The sequence below is a fragment of the Rickettsia endosymbiont of Polydrusus tereticollis genome (assembly GCF_964026385.1).
Lineage (GTDB): Bacteria > Pseudomonadota > Alphaproteobacteria > Rickettsiales > Rickettsiaceae > Rickettsia.
Map to the genome: position 1 here is coordinate 727058 of NZ_OZ032142.1, position 18580 is coordinate 745637.

Below are 18580 nucleotides of genomic sequence, written 5' to 3' on the forward strand. Positions count from 1 at the left end.
TTTCCAAAGCTAGCAAAATTTCTTAAATAGTTTCTTATTTCCATATATCATGGCACCATAATGTATCTAAAAACTCTTTTATAGGCCAAATAATAATTTCTTTATTTTCTATGGTAATTATACGCTTTTTCTTTTCAAAACAAATAATATGTAACTTAAAATTATGCTCTTTGGCAATTTCTAAAAGACCTCTTAAATGATTTTTTTGTATAGATGAGGAAATTTTAACTTCAAATGCATTATCCTGAACTATGAAGTCAACTTCATAACCTTCTTTTGTACGCCAATAAAATAATTGATCTCTTTTATCATGTAAATACTTGTATGCTATAAATTCGAGAAATACATAATGCTCAAAAGCTCTGCCGGCTTCAAATCCTATCATTTCTTTGTACTCATATCTTCTTAAATAATTTACAAGACCGGTGCCAAAAAGATAAAATTTAGGTGTTTCTGTTATAATTTGTCGTTTTGTACGTGATCTATAAGGATATAAATAATATCCCAAATACATATCTTCTAATATTTCAAAATACGTTCTTACAGTTTTTGCATCAATTCCACAATCTCTAGCAATATTACTAAAATTGACCATTTCACCGTTAGAAATCCCTATAATTTCTAAAAACTTTGCAAAGGCTTCTCTTTTCCTAAGGCCTGCTTCAAATTGTACCTCAGGTAAAATATAGTCAAACAGATAAGAGGCTAAAAATTTGTGAACCATCACTGGAGCTGTATAATGGCTAGGTATAAGACCATGATTAAAAATTTTATGCCAATTAATTTCTTTTATTTCAGGATAGCATAAAGGTAAAAACATATATCGCCAAGCTCTACCTCCAAGCAAGTTAGCACCTGTTGATTTTAAACGCCTTGCACTTGATCCACAAAGAATAAATTGAAGAGATTTATTTGATTCTATTAAATGATGTACTTCATCAAGAAGTAACGGTACTTTCTGTACTTCATCAATGATGATAGTAGATATTTTATTTTGTGCTTGAATTTCCTCTCGTAAACGCTCAGGATACCGAAAATAAATTTGATATATATCTGCCTGCAATAGATCTATATAAAGGCTTTGTGAAAATTTTTCTTTTAAATAAGTCGATTTACCGGTTTTCCGTGCTCCCCATAAAAAACAAGATTGTCCTACCGGTAGTTCTAAATTCAAATATCTTGGATATTTATCCAGATGAAACAAATATTTTAGGACAAACGTATAATGAGGATGAAGGCGGGTATTAAAGATTTACAAATGATGGTTTCTAAATTGGTTTCATTTTTTAATATACTCATGAGGAAGAAGCTTATATAATATTGCTTTATTTACAATTAAGACTAATATTATGTCTGATAAACCAAATATGATGCGATTATCCAAATCTATAGAAAACAAGATTTTGTTCTTTCTTTAAATAATTTTTTATTATATAAATTGTCAAATTGTACTAAATATGGTACACTGATATAATGCTTAATATTTCAAAAACTCTTACTGTAAAATTTTATCGATCTGTGACTAAAAAAGAACCGGTACGTGATTGGTTACTTAAACTAGCCTCTAAAGACTGTAAAATCATTGGTACGGATATAAAAACTATAGAATACTCTTGGCCAATGGGGATGCCTGTATGTAAATCTTTAGGTAAAGGAATGTATGAGGTGAGATCAAACTTAACAAACGGCAAAATAGGAAGAGTATTTTTTTGTATAATAGGTAATAAAATGATTCTTTTACATGGATTTATAAAAAAATCTCAAAAAACTCCTGAGAAAGAATTAGAATTAGCATATAAAAGAAAAAAAGAGGTGGAATTGTGAATGAACTTAATCAAAAGCATATTGGTTCTAATTTTGATGATTTTCTTAATGAAATTGGAATATTAGAAGAGGTTACAGCAATAGCTCATAAGCGTATCCTTGCTGAACAAATAAAGCAAATTATGGAACAAAAGCACATAACAAAATCAGAAATGGCTGAAAAAATGGAAACAAGTAGATCAGCTGTAAATAGACTTCTAAATCCTAACAACCCAAATGTTACCCTCGATACTCTCGACCGTGCCGCTATAGCTTTAGGAATAAGGCTAAATATTTCTTTTGTTTGATTTATTATTTAAACCCTGAATTAAGAGAAAAACTTATGGGCAGTTTAGCACATCATTGGGAGCAACAAGGCATAAAACAAGAAAGAACGAGAAGTGAAATAAAAATAAGAAAAGATTAATTTAGCTAAAAAGATGATAGGTATCAAAGAACCTATAGAAAAGATTGTAAATTTTACAGGCTTAAAAAAAGAAGAGATTGAGAAATTAAAGTAAATTTCTACTGTAAAGGTTACGTAATTCGTTGACAATTTTGTAAGAAAGCAAGAGGAGTTTTAGCTGCCAAAGATTGATGAGTTCTGATTTCATGAGTCAATCATAAATTTTGTGTAAGTATCTAAAATTCATTTTCTAATAATTCATATTTAAAATCTCCGCAAAGTATCTCAAATTGATTTAAAGCAAGGGACCATTCTCTAATGGGCATGGTCCATTTCTTTGCAGCATTTTTTAGAGCCAGAAAGACGATTTTTGTAATAGATTTATCATCTGGAAAAACTCCCTTATTTTTAATAATTTTACGGATTTGACGATTTACCGATTCAATCGTATTAGTAGTATAGATGACCCTTCTAATTTCTTCCGGAAAGGCAAAAAAAGGCACTATTCCAGTCCAATTACGTTTATGCAACGACAAAATTTATTGCCTGGGGATGACAGCTAACTTTGCCGGTAAGAGGGTGGATAAGTTTGCATAAATAAGCCTCCTTTTTGTTAATGCTTTATAATATTGGAATATTTACTTAAGTTTAAATTCTAGATATAACAACGTTAAATTTGTGTCATACTTGATTTTATAATTGTTTTTCTGTAAGTATTAAGTTTGTTTAAGAGCATGTTTTTTCCTATAACTTTCAGAATTAATTTCTAGAATCGTAGAATGATGAATTAGCCTATCGATAGCTGCTACAGTCATAGAGTTTGTAGCAAAAATACTATCCCATTCACTAAAAGGCTGATTAGATGTAACAATAAGACTCCCTGATTCATATCGCTGAGCAATCAGTTCGAACAAAACATGCGTTTCAGCTTCATCCTTACGTACATATCCTATATCATCAAGGATAATAACATCATATTTATCAAGTTTAGCAAGTTCTGCCGGAAGGCGACAATCTCGACGAGAGGCTTGCAGATTTTGAACAAGCTTAGTGGGGGAAGTAAAGAGTACTCTGATATTTTTTTCTACCAATGCATACCCTAGTGCAGCAACTAAATGACTTTTTCCTACCCCGGATGGACCAAAAACTAATAAATTTTCGGCTCGCTTAACCCAACTAATATTAACGCGAATAGCGAATTAAAGAGATGAAGAATTAAGTATCGTGTCGATAGAAGGCTTGGTAGGGAGCAACTGGTAATTGATAAGAGAAGCGATCATATGAGAGAAGGCATTTTTGACTGATCTATGCCTTGAATGTTCGAACTTATTGAGCAATTTTATTTTGCCGATAACCGTTTCAACTAAAGCTCGTTTTAGCAGTAGTGCTCTATCATTAAGAGGCATTAAGATATTTTTCATACCTTTCTTAATTCTTGTAATAAGCTGAATATTTTTATCAAGTAAATCATTAAATAACTCTTTACTTATATAACCACGATCACCAAATACCTTGCCAAAAATATCTTTAATCCTAGAAGAAAAATGTTTGCGATCATCTTTATTACCACTACTGAAAGATGCCTTTATTAAAGAGCCTTGCGGGTTTATAATCAAATGCAATTTAAGTCCAAAAAACCATCCTTTTGTTGTTTTTCCTCGAGCAGCTAAGCCATTAAAAACCTTATGTGAATAAATACGATAATTCTTACAAACAGCAATAGAAGTTGAATCTACGAACGAAGTACCGGTGCATTTATCAAATAGATGATTTAGTAAAATCGTAAGATAAGGCAGATATTCTCCTATCAATTTATTAAAATGCTCATAACAAACTAGCTTAAAATCTTTGGAATGTATAGGTAAAATTGTGTATTTATAATAATTTTTAAAGCAATCTGATGATGATTGATAATAGCCTATTAATATGGTTAAAACTTCACTTTTAGTTAAAGAACTTTTCGGACCAGGTTTAGCTTTGCTACTATTAATTGCTAGAGTATTTTTATCAAATTCTTTAAACAAATCATCGACAAAACAAAATAATGAGGTAAAATCAGTTTTCATAGGTTATTTCCTTTAGTTTTTAAACCAAAAAAATAGCCTATGATCCCTTATCCTGTCTACTTTTTCTTATTCTTTTTTATACTCTCATTAATTCACTATTCGCGTTAATATTACAAGCTAGGTCATCTACTTTTGCTTTATTTAAAGTTTGAACCTGACTAAAATCAAAAGTAGCTAAAGATTTACCTACCGGTAGATGAGCTTTTCTTAAATAAGTTTGAATCTTTTTCCTCTGACGAGCTTCTACTTCGTATTCAAAAAGGATAGATAAAAACTTAGTATAATCCCATCCCTCATGCTCTGCTTTTTGTAAAATCGATTGCCATAATTCAAGTATAGTAGGTAGACGTAACTCTTTTAAAAGTATAGGTAGTGCTGTAGCATTATGCATGGCTAACCCGGATATTGCATGAGATATAGGAGACAAAATCCTCGTAAAGCTGTATAATACTGGTATTTCATTAGAATAATACAAAGGATTTTGTCATGACAAATTGTATAGCATATAGTTACCAGTTTTCCAAAGTAAAAAATCGGACAATAGAGATAAATTTCACTGGAGGTGATATTAGTAGCGATGGAGGTGTGTTGTTATTAAGAGAAGCAGATAAAAGGCTTGGTATAACAGAGGAGCTTGCTAAAATATTTCCTGATAGACGAGATGGTAGTAAAATTACCCATAATATGGCAACAATGCTGAGGCAACGAATTTATGGTATTGCATTAGGTTATGAAGATTTAAATGACCACAATTATCTACGAAAATGTCCTGCTATGCAAACAGCTATGGAAACAATTGATGATATGGCAAGTAGTTCTACCTTATGTCGTATAGAAAACAATGCTGATAGACACTTTGCAATTAAAGTGCATGAACTAATGCTTGATAAATTTATTAAGTCTCATAAAATAGTACCAAAGCAGCTAATACTTGATTTTGATGCTACGGATGATGAAATTCATGGGCAACAGGAAGGTAAGTTTTATCATGGTTATTACGGTCATAATTGCTTTTTACCTTTGTATGTTTTTTGTGGAAAGCATCTGTTAGTTAGTTATCTTAGGACGTCAAAGCAGGATCAAGCAAAACATTCTTGGGCAATATTATCATTGTTAGTAAAACGTTTTCGCCAAGCTTGGCCAGAGGTAAAGATTATTTTTCGTGGTGATAGTGGATTTTGTCGTCATCAGATGTTTGATTGGTGTGATATTCATAATATAAAATATATTGTAGGAATGCCCCAAAATAACAGACTAAATGAGTTACTGAAACCTACAATGGAGAAGTCAAAAGCAGCATTTATTATAACCCAAGAAAAGCAACGTCTTTTTAGTGAGTTTCCATATAAGGCTGGTAGTTGGAGTCATGAACGTAGAATAATTGGTAAGGCAGAAATGACAATGCTTGGAGAAAATCCAAGGTATATAGTAACTAATTTATCAGATAAACCTGAAGATTTATACGACAAAGTTTACTGTGGTCGTGGTGATATGGAAAACCGTATAAAAGAGCAACAACTAGAATTATTTGCAGATCGTACTTCTTGTCATAGATGGTGGGCTAATCAGCTCAGAATGATTTTATCGGGTCTTGCATACACTTTAGTAGAATATATCAGAGGTAATTTATTACAAGGTAGTGCATTAGCAAAAGCACAAATAGGTACAATACGTTTAAAATTATTAAAAATTGGGGTAGTAATTATCCGTAATACTAGGCGTATTAAGTTTTTGTTATCTTCATCATATCCTTACCGACAGGTATGGAATCATGTGATGAAGAAATTAGCATTAGAATAACCTAGATTAGCACTGTTCCCGGTGCTTAGAAAAAATGGGGTAAGGGGCATTACATCTAAAATTTGAAAATAACGGCTTCAAAGCACTTTTTGGCAAAATTTTTACAAAAGTATCATTGCTAATATTATAAATTACTCAATTTCTTACTTTAAATCTCACTTCATGCAATATCCGGGCTAACCTCTCTTACTAAAAATGAAGGCAAAAGATGATTATATGTTTGTAGTGAATGTTGCTTAATTTCTACAGGAGGAGGTACTAACTTCATACAAGGTTGATATCGGTTTTGTAACGTTCCTAAACAAGGAACCTTACCTTTAATTAGGGATGACACAACAAATTCTCCTAATTGTTGCTCACAGTTATAATCTGCTGCAAGCTTTAAAATACCTACCATCAATTTATTAGCCTGACGTGGTGTACAATGTTGATCAATTAGCAACCAAATTTTTTTATATATAGGAGTTGGTAGTATGTCATCCCGCAGAATAGAATAGCGAAAAGCTCCGGGTTTACGTACCAAGCTATTAATTAAATGACGATAATTAATGCATCTAGCTGCTTTTTGCTTGTCATCCCCTCTTACTCTAGGTAAATCCAAAACATGATCACTTCCCAAGTAACATGACAAACGATCATCATAAATATGTATTCCTAATTGATACCCTATTAATCTGGAAGGTACACTATACATAACTTTTTTTACTGTAATAGTGCTAGAAGTTGTCACCCTAGCTGTTGTTTGGCTAAAATCTATAGTTCTGTGGGCCGGCAATCCTTTTAAATAAGATCGTTCAATATAAAGTTGTGGTTGATGACGATTATTGTGTCGTTGAACAACAGAGTCTATAAAATTTTGATAGTCATCTATAGATTCAAAATTATAAGAACCACGCAATAAAAGAGCTTGCTCTAAACGTCTCTTAAGATGACCATGTGCAGCCTCAACGCTACCATTCTCATGTCCTTTCCCACGATTGTTTCTTGTAGCATGCATGCCATAATGAGCACATACTTCTTTATAAGAACATGTTATATCATCTGACTCCTCTTGCGATAAATTCTTGAAAGCAGCTGACAAACTGTCAGTCCTATGTTCTTCAGGACATCCTCCTAAACTCCATAATGCATCCTGAAGCGATTGAGAAAGAGCGGTAAAACTTTCTCCGCCCTGAATCACTTTCATAAAAGACCAATTACTATAAGCTAACCGAAAATGATACAATAGATGCTTAAACGGTTTACCACAAATAGTAATCTCTATGCCTTTTAAAGCAGTAAAATCCGATAAACCTTGACGACCGGGTACATGAAGCTGGCGAAAGATAACTTCCTTTTCCGGACCATATAATGCTCTCCACTTGCTAGTGCGTCGCTGAACAGTTCTTAAAATGCTGTCCGGATATTTTCCTGGGTATTCGTCTTGAAGATATTCTAATAATGTCCAAGATGTTAAATATGGTAGTTGTTCTAATAAAGGAACTAATACACCTTCCCATACTCCTTCTAATGGATCGTTACGGTACTTACGTACTTTCTTCCCTTTCGATAAAGATAACACTTCCCTACGTTCTAAATTCCTACCACTACGTTGTGAAAAACCTGCTTTAGCTGAACAAATTGTTTGATTCAAACCTGATTTTCTTAATTTCATATATACCTCGTATTGCTGATTTGTTATTCTTCTACCGGGCATCTGTAAACTCCAAAAGTATTCAGATGCCTATTTTATCACCGGCAAAGCTAACTGTCATCCCTCGGCAATCTTACATGACATTACATACCGTTTCCATATATCAGAAATAACCGGATATTTGCTATCCCATTTTTTAGCAAACTCTTCTAATGCTAAATTTGCCATGCTCTCATTATTTGCTGTATAGATTTGTTTTAAGTCAGACGTTACTTCTTTAAGATCTTTATAAGAAACATATTTTACAGAATTACGAACCATATGCACGATACAAAGCTGTACTATAGTATTTGGAAATATACTGTTTATGGCATCTCTAAAGCCTTTAAGCCCATCAATACATGCTACATAAATTTGTTCTATACCTCGATTTTTTAGCTCGGTTACAACTTGCATCCAAAATTTTGCACCTTCATTTTTGCTAATCCAAATACCAAGCAACTCTTTCTTACCTTCTGTATTAACTGCAATAGCAAGGTAAACAGCTTTATTTATAACCATATTATTATCTCTTGCTTTTACCATTATACAGTCTAAATAAACAATCGGATATATCCTATCTAATGCTCGAGCTTGCCATCTTATTACATCTTCCATTACTCCATCGGTAATAGTAGAGATGAGCTCCTTAGAAACTTCAGTGTGGTAGATTTCTTCTAAATGTGCTTGTATCTCACTCATGGTCATACCTCGAGCGTAGAGAGAAATAACCGTATCATCAAATCCGGAAAACCTTCTAACTCCTTTAGGGATTAGTTGCGGTTCAAACTCACTATCTCTATCACGTGGTACATCAATTACTATTTTTTGACCGCTCTCGTCTATTATTGTTTTTTCTGTTGTACCATTCCTACGATTGCTATCTATCTTCGCTACTTTACTATGCCTAGAATATCCTAATTCATGATTTAGTTCACTTTCCAATATTCTTTCTACTAGACGCTTCTTTAGTTGCTGAAACAGTCCATCTTTACCAAATAGCTCAGAAGGATTAGCTTGCGATAATAGCTCTTCTACTAGTTCATTATTTATATTTGTTTTTGCTGTCTCTTGTTCTAATTTTTTAGCCATAATTTCCTTTGGTTAAGTTGTTATTTTTTACAGTAATTCTTTATCTGCTTTTTTTCAACTTACACAAATTATATGACTGACTCTAATACTCTCTATAATGGTACCCAAAAACTAGACAAGAAAATAGAGAAAAGTAGGTATAATATCTCCTAGGAAAAGGAGCAAAAAATGAAAAAACAAGTTAAAAAATATAGTGCAGAAGAAAAAGCAAAAATAGCAATTGAAGCAATATCTGGAGAAATGACTATAGCTCAAATTACCAGCAAATATGGTGTTCACGCTAATCAGATTTATAAATGGAAGAAAGAAGCTTTAGATTTTATGGTTTCTGGATTTAAATCGAAATCTAAACAACAAGATACCGGCCAAGAAGATTTAATTAAATCATTATTTGAGCAAATAGGCCAGTTAACAGTTGAAAGAGTATAATGGTACCCAAAAACTAGACAAGAAAATAGAGAAAAGTAGGTATAATATCTCCTAGGAAAAGGAGCAAAAAATGAAAAAACAAGTTAAAAAATATAGTGCAGAAGAAAAAGCAAAAATAGCAATTGAAGCAATATCTGGAGAAATGACTATAGCTCAAATTACCAGCAAATATGGTGTTCACGCTAATCAGATTTATAAATGGAAGAAAGAAGCTTTAGATTTTATGGTTTCTGGATTTAAATCGAAATCTAAACAACAAGATACCGGCCAAGAAGATTTAATTAAATCATTATTTGAGCAAATAGGCCAGTTAACAGTTGAAAGAGACTGGCTTAAAAAAAAATCTAGTATCTTTGGATTTAGAGGTTAGGAAAAAAATGATAAGTTATGCTTCAAATTTAACCATAGCAAGACAATGCAAACTTTTAGATTTAAACCGCTCAAGTTACTACTACCGAGCTAGGAATACCTTAGATGATAAGGAGTATAGAGTACTGAACAGAATTGATGAGATTTTTACAGAGCATCCCTATTATGGTACTAGAAGAATGTCTCATGTCCTAAAATCCGAAGGGTTAAATGTTAGTCGTAAGATGATAAGAAAATATTATAAAATACTTGGTATTGAAGCAGTATACCCAAAGATTAATTTAAGCCGTAGGAATCAGGCTCATAAAGTATACCCATATCTATTAAATAATATAGAGGTGGTTTGCTCCAATCAAGTTTACTGTGCAGATATTACTTACATAAGATTAAAGCAAGGTTTTGTATATTTGGTTGCTATAATGGATTGGTATAGTCGTTATATTTTGAGTTGGCGGGTGTCGATTAGTTTAGAAAATGATTTTTGTATTGAAGCTCTAAATGAAGCAATATCTATACATGGCAAGCCTGACATTTTTAATACGGATCAAGGAGTACAATTTACATCAAAAGATTTTACTCAAATACTTGAGCAACAAGGCATAGCTATTAGTATGGACGGCAAAGGCAGAGCCTTAGATAATGTATTTATTGAACGTTTTTGGCGATCTTTGAAACAAGAGAAGATTTATCGTTTTGATCTTGAAACAGTACGTGAAGCAAAGATAGCTATCAGAGATTATATAGAATTTTATAATCAGCAAAGACCTCATCAATCGCTTGAATATAAGACACCTGAAATGATACATTTTGCAGAAAAACTAGAAAATTATCAAGAGGCTATATGACATAGAAAATGCAAACTTTACTTTGAAAAACCAATACATTAATACAGGAGAATTACACCTCTAAAATTTAAAAAATTTGTCTAGACAAAGGGTACCACCTCATTATATGCAAGTCTTGCTAACTTATCCCTTAATTTTGGATACTCTTTTATACTACTGATATTTAAATTCTTCTTTGCATTACTTATACCTGACATATATCTTCTCTATCCTTTCTTTTTCGTGTTACTATTTCAATGAGATTAAAAATTGAATTGTTTAGGAAGTAAATAACATTTTAAACTATTCACTAAACAATCCATCCTTCCTAATTTTATCTATTTAGATGATTCCCATTCCTCCTAGAACATCTACTTCTTCAATTCTATCTATTTCTGATATATTATCTATGCCAGATATTATTATCATCATTTCATTAAGACATTCTTGCTTACTTGATATTATCTCTTTCAAACTATTTCTTAACCCCTCTTCTCCTGTATATCTTAATATATACCCTGACACAGATAACTCTAACATTCGATCTTTTAATGATAGCATTTCTAACAGATCATTATTCTTCTCTGATCCTATCTTATCGTCACACAAGTATGACATGCTTCTTTCTAAACCATCCTTCTGATCAGCAAAATTATATCCTAATAACTTATACTCTTTAAACTCTTCCTGAAGTTTATACTTAACCAAATTTATATCAGATATTTTTGATATGGCTTTTAATTCTTTATTATGAAACTGTTGTCCCACTTCTTTACAAATCTTACCATTATAGTTCTTATGTCCTATCTTCACTTTACTTAATACTGTTGTTGCTAAACCCTTTATTGCCTTACTTATTTTAAACATAGTTACTTTCTCTTTTCTTGATGTTTACTTTTATTCATAATGTTAATTATTAGTATTTAATTTCCCAAAGCCAATCAAGCCTCTTCCCTAACTTCTCCTCATACTGATGTGGCTATAGTATTCCGGACAGTTTGAGGTGGTACCCTTTGTCTAGACAAATTTTTTAAATTTTAGAGGTGTAATTCTCCTGTATTAATGTATTGGTTTTTCAAAGTAAAGTTTGCATTTTCTATGTCATATAGCCTCTTGATAATTTTCTAGTTTTTCTGCAAAATGTATCATTTCAGGTGTCTTATATTCAAGCGATTGATGAGGTCTTTGCTGATTATAAAATTCTATATAATCTCTGATAGCTATCTTTGCTTCACGTACTGTTTCAAGATCAAAACGATAAATCTTCTCTTGTTTCAAAGATCGCCAAAAACGTTCAATAAATACATTATCTAAGGCTCTGCCTTTGCCGTCCATACTAATAGCTATGCCTTGTTGCTCAAGTATTTGAGTAAAATCTTTTGATGTAAATTGTACTCCTTGATCCGTATTAAAAATGTCAGGCTTGCCATGTATAGATATTGCTTCATTTAGAGCTTCAATACAAAAATCATTTTCTAAACTAATCGACACCCGCCAACTCAAAATATAACGACTATACCAATCCATTATAGCAACCAAATATACAAAACCTTGCTTTAATCTTATGTAAGTAATATCTGCACAGTAAACTTGATTGGAGCAAACCACCTCTATATTATTTAATAGATATGGGTATACTTTATGAGCCTGATTCCTACGGCTTAAATTAATCTTTGGGTATACTGCTTCAATACCAAGTATTTTATAATATTTTCTTATCATCTTACGACTAACATTTAACCCTTCGGATTTTAGGACATGAGACATTCTTCTAGTACCATAATAGGGATGCTCTGTAAAAATCTCATCAATTCTGTTCAGTACTCTATACTCCTTATCATCTAAGGTATTCCTAGCTCGGTAGTAGTAACTTGAGCGGTTTAAATCTAAAAGTTTGCATTGTCTTGCTATGGTTAAATTTGAAGCATAACTTATCATTTTTTTCCTAACCTCTAAATCCAAAGATACTAGATTTTTTTTTAAGCCAGTCTCTTTCAACTGTTAACTGGCCTATTTGCTCAAATAATGATTTAATTAAATCTTCTTGGCCGGTATCTTGTTGTTTAGATTTCGATTTAAATCCAGAAACCATAAAATCTAAAGCTTCTTTCTTCCATTTATAAATCTGATTAGCGTGAACACCATATTTGCTGGTAATTTGAGCTATAGTCATTTCTCCAGATATTGCTTCAATTGCTATTTTTGCTTTTTCTTCTGCACTATATTTTTTAACTTGTTTTTTCATTTTTTGCTCCTTTTCCTAGGAGATATTATACCTACTTTTCTCTATTTTCTTGTCTAGTTTTTGGGTACCATTATAGTTAGTATGAGACAATATTAACAGAAAGGAAATACAGTATGACAAAAACAAAAATGTATTCTAGTGAATTTAAAGAATCAGCAGTTAAATTGGCAACTGAATCGAAGCGACCTGTTATTCAGACTGCAAAAGAATTAGGTATCAGTAAGAATACTTTATATAGTTGGATAGATAAATATTCTAAACAATTTGAAGAATCAATAACAAGAACAGATGAACATCTGTATGATGAATTAAAAAGATTAAAGAAAGAGCTGGTGATAGTAACACAGGAGCGTGATATACTAAAAATGATGTGGCTATAGTATTCCGGACAGTTAGTATGAGACAATATTAACAGAAAGGAAATACAGTATGACAAAAACAAAAATGTATTCTAGTGAATTTAAAGAATCAGCAGTTAAATTGGCAACTGAATCGAAGCGACCTGTTATTCAGACTGCAAAAGAATTAGGTATCAGTAAGAATACTTTATATAGTTGGATAGATAAATATTCTAAACAATTTGAAGAATCAATAACAAGAACAGATGAACATCTGTATGATGAATTAAAAAGATTAAAGAAAGAGCTGGTGATAGTAACACAGGAGCGTGATATACTAAAAAAGGCTGCAGCGTACTTTGCAAAAGAGTCCCTGTAAGGTATGCATGGATAAAGAAGCATCAAGATGATTTCTCAATTGCAATTATGTGCAAATGTATGAAGGTATCACGTAGCGGTTATTATGAGTGGTTAAATAACCCTGGATGCAATAGGGATAAAGAAAATAGAGAATTAACCTGTAAGGTTAGAGCTATTTTTCAGGAAGGTAGACGAAATTATGGATCTAGACCCATTAAAAAGGCTTTGTTGAGGCAAGGCATAATTGTTAGTCGTAGGAGAATTACAAGACTAATGAATGAAGCTGGCTTAGTATGTAAAACTAAGTATAAATTTAAAGCAACTACTGATTCTAAGCATAATAAGCAAGTTGCTCCTAATTTATTGGATAGACAGTTTAAAGTTTCTAATGTTAATTGTTATTGGGTTGGTGATATCACCTATATCCCAACTGGAGAAGGATGGTTATATTTAGCAACAGTTATTGATCTATTTTCTAGAAAAGTAATAGGCTGGTCAATGAATAGTAATATGAAAGCTGATTTAGTTAATAATGCTTTGCTAATGGCAATATGGCAACGTAAACCACCTAAAAAGCTTATTTGGCATACTGATAGAGGTAGCCAATATTGTTCTGATAGTCATTTAAAACTTATAAAACAACATGGTATTATACAGAGTATGAGTCGTAAAGGAAATTGCTGGGATAATGCTGTTGCTGAAAGCTTTTTTCATACTATAAAAACAGAATTAATTTATCAACATAAATTTAAAACTAGGGAGGAAGCAAAACATGCTATATTTGAATATATAGAGGTATTTTATAATCGTATAAGAATGCATTCTGCTAACGATTATCTATCACCAGTACAATACGAAAAAATACAAAAATGTGCGTAAAAAACTGTCCGGAAAACTGTTGACAGATCACTTATCCTTAAAACCATTACCTGCACTATCGCTATCTAACCACTTCTTCTGACCATGGTTTCTTACTACCTTACTTAATTCTGCTTGTGTTGAAAATTTATTTCTTGGCATTATTTACTCATAAATTTTTTCCTATTGTATATTATTTTATAACTTATGGGTAATTGAAAGCTTCACCAGACGCTTACTATTTAAGCTAGTTTTTTGTGCTATAAAACAGATACTGCTAAATGGAATCAGCCCCTGCAAAACTGGGCTTTGACTATATCTCAGCTAGATATTTTCTTTCCTAATAGGCTTAATTTTAAAAAGTGACTTTTTTACTATGACACAGTTAAAAAAATACTCTCTTTAATAATCTTAATATCTTTCCTAAAAAATTATTTCTTACTTTTTCCTTAATATTTCCCTTTTCTTCTTGATTACCTCTTGCCGAATTATCCGCTATATTATTTTTAATAGAACATAATATCTTAAGATCTTTTAGTATTTGTTCTTCTTCTCTCTGTTTCTTATCAATATCTTGTCCTTGCTTATTATCTATCCTGACTTCTTTCTCATTTCTAAACTCATACTTATCATCTTCTTCTGTCACCACTTTTCCACTAACTATATATGCCATAGTTAATTCTTTCCTGATAACTTGCAACTCCTCTAAACAATTATATGCAAGTCTTGCTAACTTATCCCTTAATTTTGGATACTCTTTTATACTACTGATATTTAAATTCTTCTTTGCATTACTTATACCTGACATATATCTTCTCTATCCTTTCTTTTTCGTGTTACTATTTCAATGAGATTAAAAATTGAATTGTTTAGGAAGTAAATAACATTTTAAACTATTCACTAAACAATCCATCCTTCCTAATTTTATCTATTTAGATGATTCCCATTCCTCCTAGAACATCTACTTCTTCAATTCTATCTATTTCTGATATATTATCTATGCCAGATATTATTATCATCATTTCATTAAGACATTCTTGCTTACTTGATTTATCTCTTTCAAACTATTTCTTAACCCCTCTTCTCCTGTATATCTTAATATATACCCTGACACAGATAACTCTAACATTCGATCTTTTAATGATAGCATTTCTAACAGATCATTATTCTTCTCTGATCCTATCTTATCGTCACACAAGTATGACATGCTTCTTTCTAAACCATCCTTCTGATCAGCAAAATTATATCCTAATAACTTATACTCTTTAAACTCTTCCTGAAGTTTATACTTAACCAAATTTATATCAGATATTTTTGATATGGCTTTTAATTCTTTATTATGAAACTGTTGTCCCACTTCTTTACAAATCTTACCATTATAGTTCTTATGTCCTATCTTCACTTTACTTAATACTGTTGTTGCTAAACCCTTTATTGCCTTACTTATTTTAAACATAGTTACTTTCTCTTTTCTTGATGTTTACTTTTATTCATAATGTTAATTATTAGTATTTAATTTCCCAAAGCCAATCAAGCCTCTTCCCTAACTTCTCCTCATACAACTTAATCATATCTTTTTGGGATTCTATCAATCTATACTCTATATCAACTCTTGATGATGGTCTAATTTGTCTAGAAAAAAAAACAGATATATTGAGATAGAATTCTCATAAATTAATGATTTTAATACAATATTTTTCTCAAAATATATAAATTCTGGAGTCTTATAATCCAAAGCTTGATGCATTCTTTGTCTGTTATAAGGATAAACAGCTGCAAGTCCCATTATCCGGTAGTAACGCCTTACACCGCTGCGTCCTACTGCAAACCCTTGGGTTTGTAAATACTTCGCCATACGCCGCATAAGTGGGTAGACGTAAAAGTTACCCCTTACGCCCCTCGTGAGAACCTCATCATACCCTATTAAGGCAATGGGCTCAGGATATCATCATTCACATGGTCTTTTACTTATGTTAAGGCGTGGTAGATTTTTACCCTTAGTAATGGGTTGCGTTCTATAAATAACTTAAATTTCTCCCAACTAAATGATTTTCTCTGACTACGACGATTTAGCCATTTGAACATTATTGCTACTGCTTTCCATACAAAATTCTCTACTGTTTTAATGTTAAAAGTTATTCCGTAATATTGGATGTGTCCTCTCAACTTGCTGCAAAAGCTTTTCCATATGGTTGGCAGCCTATACGTTTATACACAACCTAAAATCTTTTTTATAGCCAATACAGTGGTATCAATATCCTTATAACTTATATCCCTATGAGTTATAACTCTAATCTTACTCAATACGATAGGCATCCTTATCCTGTATTCTTTTATTAATATATCTACTAGTTGTTTTTCAGATACAGAGGTATTGACTAATGTAAAATATGCTATATTTGTTTTATACAAATTTGAATCTATATCAATTTGTTCTATTTTACTCAAACATTCCACTAGATAATTTGTTTTTTTATGATCTTCCTCTAAGGAATTTATATTATTCTTTAAGCCATACAAGCAGCCAGCCGCAATAATACCCGCTTGATGCATTCCACCGCCAATTTGAAATTTATAGTACCAAGCCTGTTCTATAAATTCCTTACTACCAACTAGTACAGCACCCATAGGGGCTCCCAGTCCTTTACTAAAATCAACAAATACAGAGTCAAAATAATCCGCATATTCTTTTGAAGAAATCTTAGTATAAGTGCAGGCATTAAATAATCTAGCTCCATCTAAATGGGTTAATACATTATTTGCTCTACATAATTTAGAAATATCCTTAATATATTCTAAAGGCCATACAGCACCACCACCAAAGTTTGTTGTTTGTTCAATTGATACTAATCTAGCTTTTGGTATGTTCCTTAAGTTAGGACGGGTAACAAACTCTCTAATTTGGTCTGCTGTAAATATACCTCTGTTTCCTTTTATTGGTAATGGAGTAGCATGTGCTTGGCCAGCAATAAGACCTGATTGTACTAATAATGGGTGTGATGTTTCATCAAGTATTAAATAATCTCCAGGATTTTTTATATGAGTTTTATATGCAATTACATTACACATTGTACCTGAAACTAAAAATATCCCCGCGGGCTTTCCTAATATTTTACAGGTTTCTTCTATTAACTCATTTACAGTTGGATCTTCACCTGCAACTTCATTACCAACTTCAGCTCTTGTCATAGCTTTTCTCATCTCAATAGAAGGATTAGTATTTGAATCACTGAAAAAGTCGATTTCCATTTTCATATTACTTTTTATAAACTAAAACTACCTTTTGTATAATTCCAATAGCATTTGCAATGTCTAATCTAGTTATACCTAGATGAATTACTGCTCTAATATGATGCTGGAGCCAAGGAAATAACAGCAAGCCATAAGTTTGACACTCATTCAGAAAAATATCGTTAGTAATGTTTAATTCTTTTATACTAAAACTTACTATGTTAGTTTCAGGATATGGATAGATTAATTTTATATGTTGGATTTCTTTGATGCCATCACAAAATAATTTAGCAAGCTTATTGTCATCTTTGAGCCTGGATATATTATTCTGAAGCACATATTTTGCTGCATTAGCATAATAGCCAATTTGGTGATATCCACTACCTAGCCAAACTTGTAATTTTCTAGCTTTTTCAATTATTTCATTTTTTCCTATTAACATTGATCCAAATGGAGCCCCTAACCCTTTGGAAAAACAAAAACTTAATGTATCTGTATATTTTGCATAATCTGCCAGATCAATATTTGTTTCAACATGGCTATTAAATAACCTAGCCCCATCTAGATGAAGATTTATATTATTAGACTTTAAATACTTATATAACTCTACTTGTTTTTCAAATGGATAAATCTTACCATTAAAACCATTTATGCTATTTTCTATGGTAACTAGCTTAACTTGAGCAAAAATTTTATACCTTGGCTTGGAATTAATAGCGTACTTTATGTCTTTGTTTTCTAAGATTCCACTAGTATTATTTATACAGTTGAATACAATATTACTTACTTTTGCATTACCGGCACTATCAAAAAAATTTATATGATAATTATAATGAGTAATTATCTCGTCCCCAGAGCTTGTTTGACTGGCAATAGCTAACCTATTTGCAAGCATACCACTTGTAACAAATAATGCATCCTCTACTTTAAATAAGTGTTTGCAATATTCTGTTAAATCATTACAACTTTGATCTTCACCATAAGCAGAATCACCTGCAACAGCTGTGTTCATTGCTTCTATAACTTCCGGGGTTTGTAAAGTTACAGTATCACTCCTTAAATCTATAATTTTTACTTTTTTCATAAT

The 18580-nt window shown here is 31.7% G+C and carries 21 protein-coding genes and 2 pseudogenes; 8 read left to right on the plus strand and 15 right to left on the minus strand.

Translation table 11 applies throughout. The annotated features are described in order from the left end of the window. Positions 1-34 precede the first annotated feature (34 nt). Both AAGD48_RS03335 and AAGD48_RS03340 read right to left on the minus strand, forming a co-directional pair. Positions 35-610: an ATP-binding protein gene (locus AAGD48_RS03335; protein ID WP_410526033.1), complete on the minus strand. Its 576-nt coding sequence runs from the start codon at positions 608-610 to the stop codon at positions 35-37. Between the two features lie 240 nt (positions 611-850). Beyond that, positions 851-1204, minus strand: a pseudogene (locus AAGD48_RS03340) (AAA family ATPase); the annotation flags it as partial. Between the two features lie 269 nt (positions 1205-1473). On the opposite strand from AAGD48_RS03340, the gene AAGD48_RS03345 reads away from it, so the two are divergent. Together AAGD48_RS03345 and AAGD48_RS03350 are read left to right on the plus strand one after the other, a co-directional pair. Next, complete coding sequence (locus AAGD48_RS03345) at positions 1474-1824, plus strand: type II toxin-antitoxin system RelE/ParE family toxin (protein ID WP_341790441.1); 351 nt, start codon at positions 1474-1476, stop codon at positions 1822-1824. Further along, positions 1821-2111, plus strand: a complete 291-nt coding sequence (locus AAGD48_RS03350; RefSeq protein ID WP_341790442.1) for a helix-turn-helix transcriptional regulator — start codon at positions 1821-1823, stop codon at positions 2109-2111. Before AAGD48_RS03345 ends, AAGD48_RS03350 begins: the two co-directional genes overlap by 4 nt. 334 nt (positions 2112-2445) lie before the next feature. Here AAGD48_RS03350 and AAGD48_RS03355 read toward each other — a convergent pair. The 4 genes and pseudogenes from AAGD48_RS03355 to AAGD48_RS03370 all read right to left on the minus strand — a co-directional run. Beyond that, positions 2446-2733, minus strand: a pseudogene (locus AAGD48_RS03355) (transposase); the annotation flags it as partial. Positions 2734-2925: 192 nt separating this feature from the next. Continuing rightward, complete coding sequence (gene istB, locus AAGD48_RS03360; RefSeq protein WP_341790720.1) at positions 2926-3402, minus strand: IS21-like element helper ATPase IstB; 477 nt, start codon at positions 3400-3402, stop codon at positions 2926-2928. A gap of 6 nt (positions 3403-3408) precedes the next feature. Beyond that, on the minus strand, positions 3409-4275 hold the full coding sequence (locus AAGD48_RS03365) for an IS982 family transposase (protein ID WP_341789395.1): 867 nt from the start codon (positions 4273-4275) through the stop codon (positions 3409-3411). Positions 4276-4351: 76 nt separating this feature from the next. After that, positions 4352-4702 carry an ATP-binding protein gene (locus AAGD48_RS03370; RefSeq protein WP_341790444.1) on the minus strand — a complete coding sequence of 117 codons (351 nt, stop codon included), beginning with the start codon at positions 4700-4702 and terminating at the stop codon, positions 4352-4354. A 59-nt stretch (positions 4703-4761) separates the two neighbouring features. Between AAGD48_RS03370 and AAGD48_RS03375 the strand changes: the two genes are divergently transcribed. Continuing rightward, complete coding sequence (locus AAGD48_RS03375) at positions 4762-6075, plus strand: IS1380 family transposase (protein ID WP_341789277.1); 1314 nt, start codon at positions 4762-4764, stop codon at positions 6073-6075. A gap of 160 nt (positions 6076-6235) precedes the next feature. Here the strand turns inward: AAGD48_RS03375 and istA are convergent, their stop codons facing one another. Then, positions 6236-7771 (minus strand): IS21 family transposase, encoded by a 1536-nt coding sequence (istA, locus tag AAGD48_RS03380; protein WP_341789898.1) that lies wholly within the window; start codon positions 7769-7771, stop codon positions 6236-6238. Positions 7772-7825: 54 nt separating this feature from the next. Then, the gene (locus AAGD48_RS03385; RefSeq protein ID WP_341790445.1) at positions 7826-8839 is read right to left on the minus strand and encodes an IS256 family transposase; all 1014 of its coding nucleotides are present in this window, start codon (positions 8837-8839) and stop codon (positions 7826-7828) included. 168 nt (positions 8840-9007) lie between these two features. On the opposite strand from AAGD48_RS03385, the gene AAGD48_RS03390 reads away from it, so the two are divergent. The 3 genes from AAGD48_RS03390 (at position 9008) to AAGD48_RS03400 (ending at position 10482) form a co-directional block, all read left to right on the plus strand. Then, positions 9008-9268 (plus strand): transposase, encoded by a 261-nt coding sequence (locus AAGD48_RS03390; protein ID WP_341790446.1) that lies wholly within the window; start codon positions 9008-9010, stop codon positions 9266-9268. Positions 9269-9338: 70 nt separating this feature from the next. Continuing rightward, positions 9339-9638, plus strand: a complete 300-nt coding sequence (locus AAGD48_RS03395; RefSeq protein ID WP_045812944.1) for a transposase — start codon at positions 9339-9341, stop codon at positions 9636-9638. Positions 9639-9645: 7 nt separating this feature from the next. Continuing rightward, entirely contained in the window at positions 9646-10482 is an 837-nt protein-coding gene (locus AAGD48_RS03400; RefSeq protein WP_341789327.1) for an IS3 family transposase, read from the plus strand. 321 nt (positions 10483-10803) lie between these two features. Here AAGD48_RS03400 and AAGD48_RS03405 read toward each other — a convergent pair whose 3' ends face one another. From AAGD48_RS03405 to AAGD48_RS03415, 3 genes are all read right to left on the minus strand, one after another. After that, positions 10804-11328 carry a hypothetical protein gene (locus tag AAGD48_RS03405; RefSeq protein ID WP_341790447.1) on the minus strand — a complete coding sequence of 175 codons (525 nt, stop codon included), beginning with the start codon at positions 11326-11328 and terminating at the stop codon, positions 10804-10806. Between the two features lie 234 nt (positions 11329-11562). Beyond that, positions 11563-12399: an IS3 family transposase gene (locus AAGD48_RS03410; RefSeq protein ID WP_341789327.1), complete on the minus strand. Its 837-nt coding sequence runs from the start codon at positions 12397-12399 to the stop codon at positions 11563-11565. Positions 12400-12406: 7 nt separating this feature from the next. Beyond that, positions 12407-12706, minus strand: a complete 300-nt coding sequence (locus AAGD48_RS03415; protein ID WP_045812944.1) for a transposase — start codon at positions 12704-12706, stop codon at positions 12407-12409. A gap of 113 nt (positions 12707-12819) precedes the next feature. Between AAGD48_RS03415 and AAGD48_RS03420 the strand changes: the two genes are divergently transcribed. Both AAGD48_RS03420 and AAGD48_RS03425 read left to right on the plus strand, forming a co-directional pair. After that, the gene (locus AAGD48_RS03420) at positions 12820-13086 is read left to right on the plus strand and encodes a transposase (protein ID WP_341790448.1); all 267 of its coding nucleotides are present in this window, start codon (positions 12820-12822) and stop codon (positions 13084-13086) included. 49 nt (positions 13087-13135) lie between these two features. Next, positions 13136-14283 (plus strand): IS3 family transposase gene (locus AAGD48_RS03425; RefSeq protein ID WP_410526007.1). Its coding sequence is split into 2 segments (ribosomal slippage): positions 13136-13382 and positions 13382-14283, totalling 1149 coding nucleotides; the frame shifts between segments, so codons are not numbered across the junction. 364 nt (positions 14284-14647) lie between these two features. Here the strand turns inward: AAGD48_RS03425 and AAGD48_RS03435 are convergent. The 4 genes from AAGD48_RS03435 to AAGD48_RS03450 all read right to left on the minus strand — a co-directional run bounded on the left by AAGD48_RS03435 (position 14648) and on the right by AAGD48_RS03450 (position 18577). Beyond that, positions 14648-15070 carry a hypothetical protein gene (locus tag AAGD48_RS03435; protein ID WP_341790449.1) on the minus strand — a complete coding sequence of 141 codons (423 nt, stop codon included), beginning with the start codon at positions 15068-15070 and terminating at the stop codon, positions 14648-14650. Positions 15071-15280: 210 nt separating this feature from the next. After that, positions 15281-15718 carry a hypothetical protein gene (locus AAGD48_RS03440; RefSeq protein ID WP_341790450.1) on the minus strand — a complete coding sequence of 146 codons (438 nt, stop codon included), beginning with the start codon at positions 15716-15718 and terminating at the stop codon, positions 15281-15283. A 752-nt stretch (positions 15719-16470) separates the two neighbouring features. Further along, entirely contained in the window at positions 16471-17517 is a 1047-nt protein-coding gene (locus AAGD48_RS03445) for a threonine aldolase family protein (protein WP_341789376.1), read from the minus strand. A gap of 1 nt (position 17518) precedes the next feature. Next, positions 17519-18577 carry a GntG family PLP-dependent aldolase gene (locus tag AAGD48_RS03450; protein WP_341790451.1) on the minus strand — a complete coding sequence of 353 codons (1059 nt, stop codon included), beginning with the start codon at positions 18575-18577 and terminating at the stop codon, positions 17519-17521. Between the last annotated feature and the right edge of the window lie 3 nt (positions 18578-18580).

Coding starts and splice junctions, on each gene's coding strand:
- AAGD48_RS03345 (WP_341790441.1), top strand. CDS start 1,474: ATGCTTAATATTTCAAAAACTCTTACTGTAAAATTTTATCGATCTGTG.
- AAGD48_RS03365 (WP_341789395.1), bottom strand. CDS start 4,275: ATGAAAACTGATTTTACCTCATTATTTTGTTTTGTCGATGATTTGTTT.
- AAGD48_RS03375 (WP_341789277.1), top strand. CDS start 4,762: ATGACAAATTGTATAGCATATAGTTACCAGTTTTCCAAAGTAAAAAAT.
- istA (WP_341789898.1), bottom strand. CDS start 7,771: ATGCCCGGTAGAAGAATAACAAATCAGCAATACGAGGTATATATGAAA.
- AAGD48_RS03385 (WP_341790445.1), bottom strand. CDS start 8,839: ATGGCTAAAAAATTAGAACAAGAGACAGCAAAAACAAATATAAATAAT.
- AAGD48_RS03390 (WP_341790446.1), top strand. CDS start 9,008: ATGAAAAAACAAGTTAAAAAATATAGTGCAGAAGAAAAAGCAAAAATA.
- AAGD48_RS03395 (WP_045812944.1), top strand. CDS start 9,339: ATGAAAAAACAAGTTAAAAAATATAGTGCAGAAGAAAAAGCAAAAATA.
- AAGD48_RS03400 (WP_341789327.1), top strand. CDS start 9,646: ATGATAAGTTATGCTTCAAATTTAACCATAGCAAGACAATGCAAACTT.
- AAGD48_RS03405 (WP_341790447.1), bottom strand. CDS start 11,328: ATGTTTAAAATAAGTAAGGCAATAAAGGGTTTAGCAACAACAGTATTA.
- AAGD48_RS03410 (WP_341789327.1), bottom strand. CDS start 12,399: ATGATAAGTTATGCTTCAAATTTAACCATAGCAAGACAATGCAAACTT.
- AAGD48_RS03415 (WP_045812944.1), bottom strand. CDS start 12,706: ATGAAAAAACAAGTTAAAAAATATAGTGCAGAAGAAAAAGCAAAAATA.
- AAGD48_RS03420 (WP_341790448.1), top strand. CDS start 12,820: ATGACAAAAACAAAAATGTATTCTAGTGAATTTAAAGAATCAGCAGTT.
- AAGD48_RS03435 (WP_341790449.1), bottom strand. CDS start 15,070: ATGTCAGGTATAAGTAATGCAAAGAAGAATTTAAATATCAGTAGTATA.
- AAGD48_RS03440 (WP_341790450.1), bottom strand. CDS start 15,718: ATGTTTAAAATAAGTAAGGCAATAAAGGGTTTAGCAACAACAGTATTA.
- AAGD48_RS03445 (WP_341789376.1), bottom strand. CDS start 17,517: ATGAAAATGGAAATCGACTTTTTCAGTGATTCAAATACTAATCCTTCT.
- AAGD48_RS03450 (WP_341790451.1), bottom strand. CDS start 18,577: ATGAAAAAAGTAAAAATTATAGATTTAAGGAGTGATACTGTAACTTTA.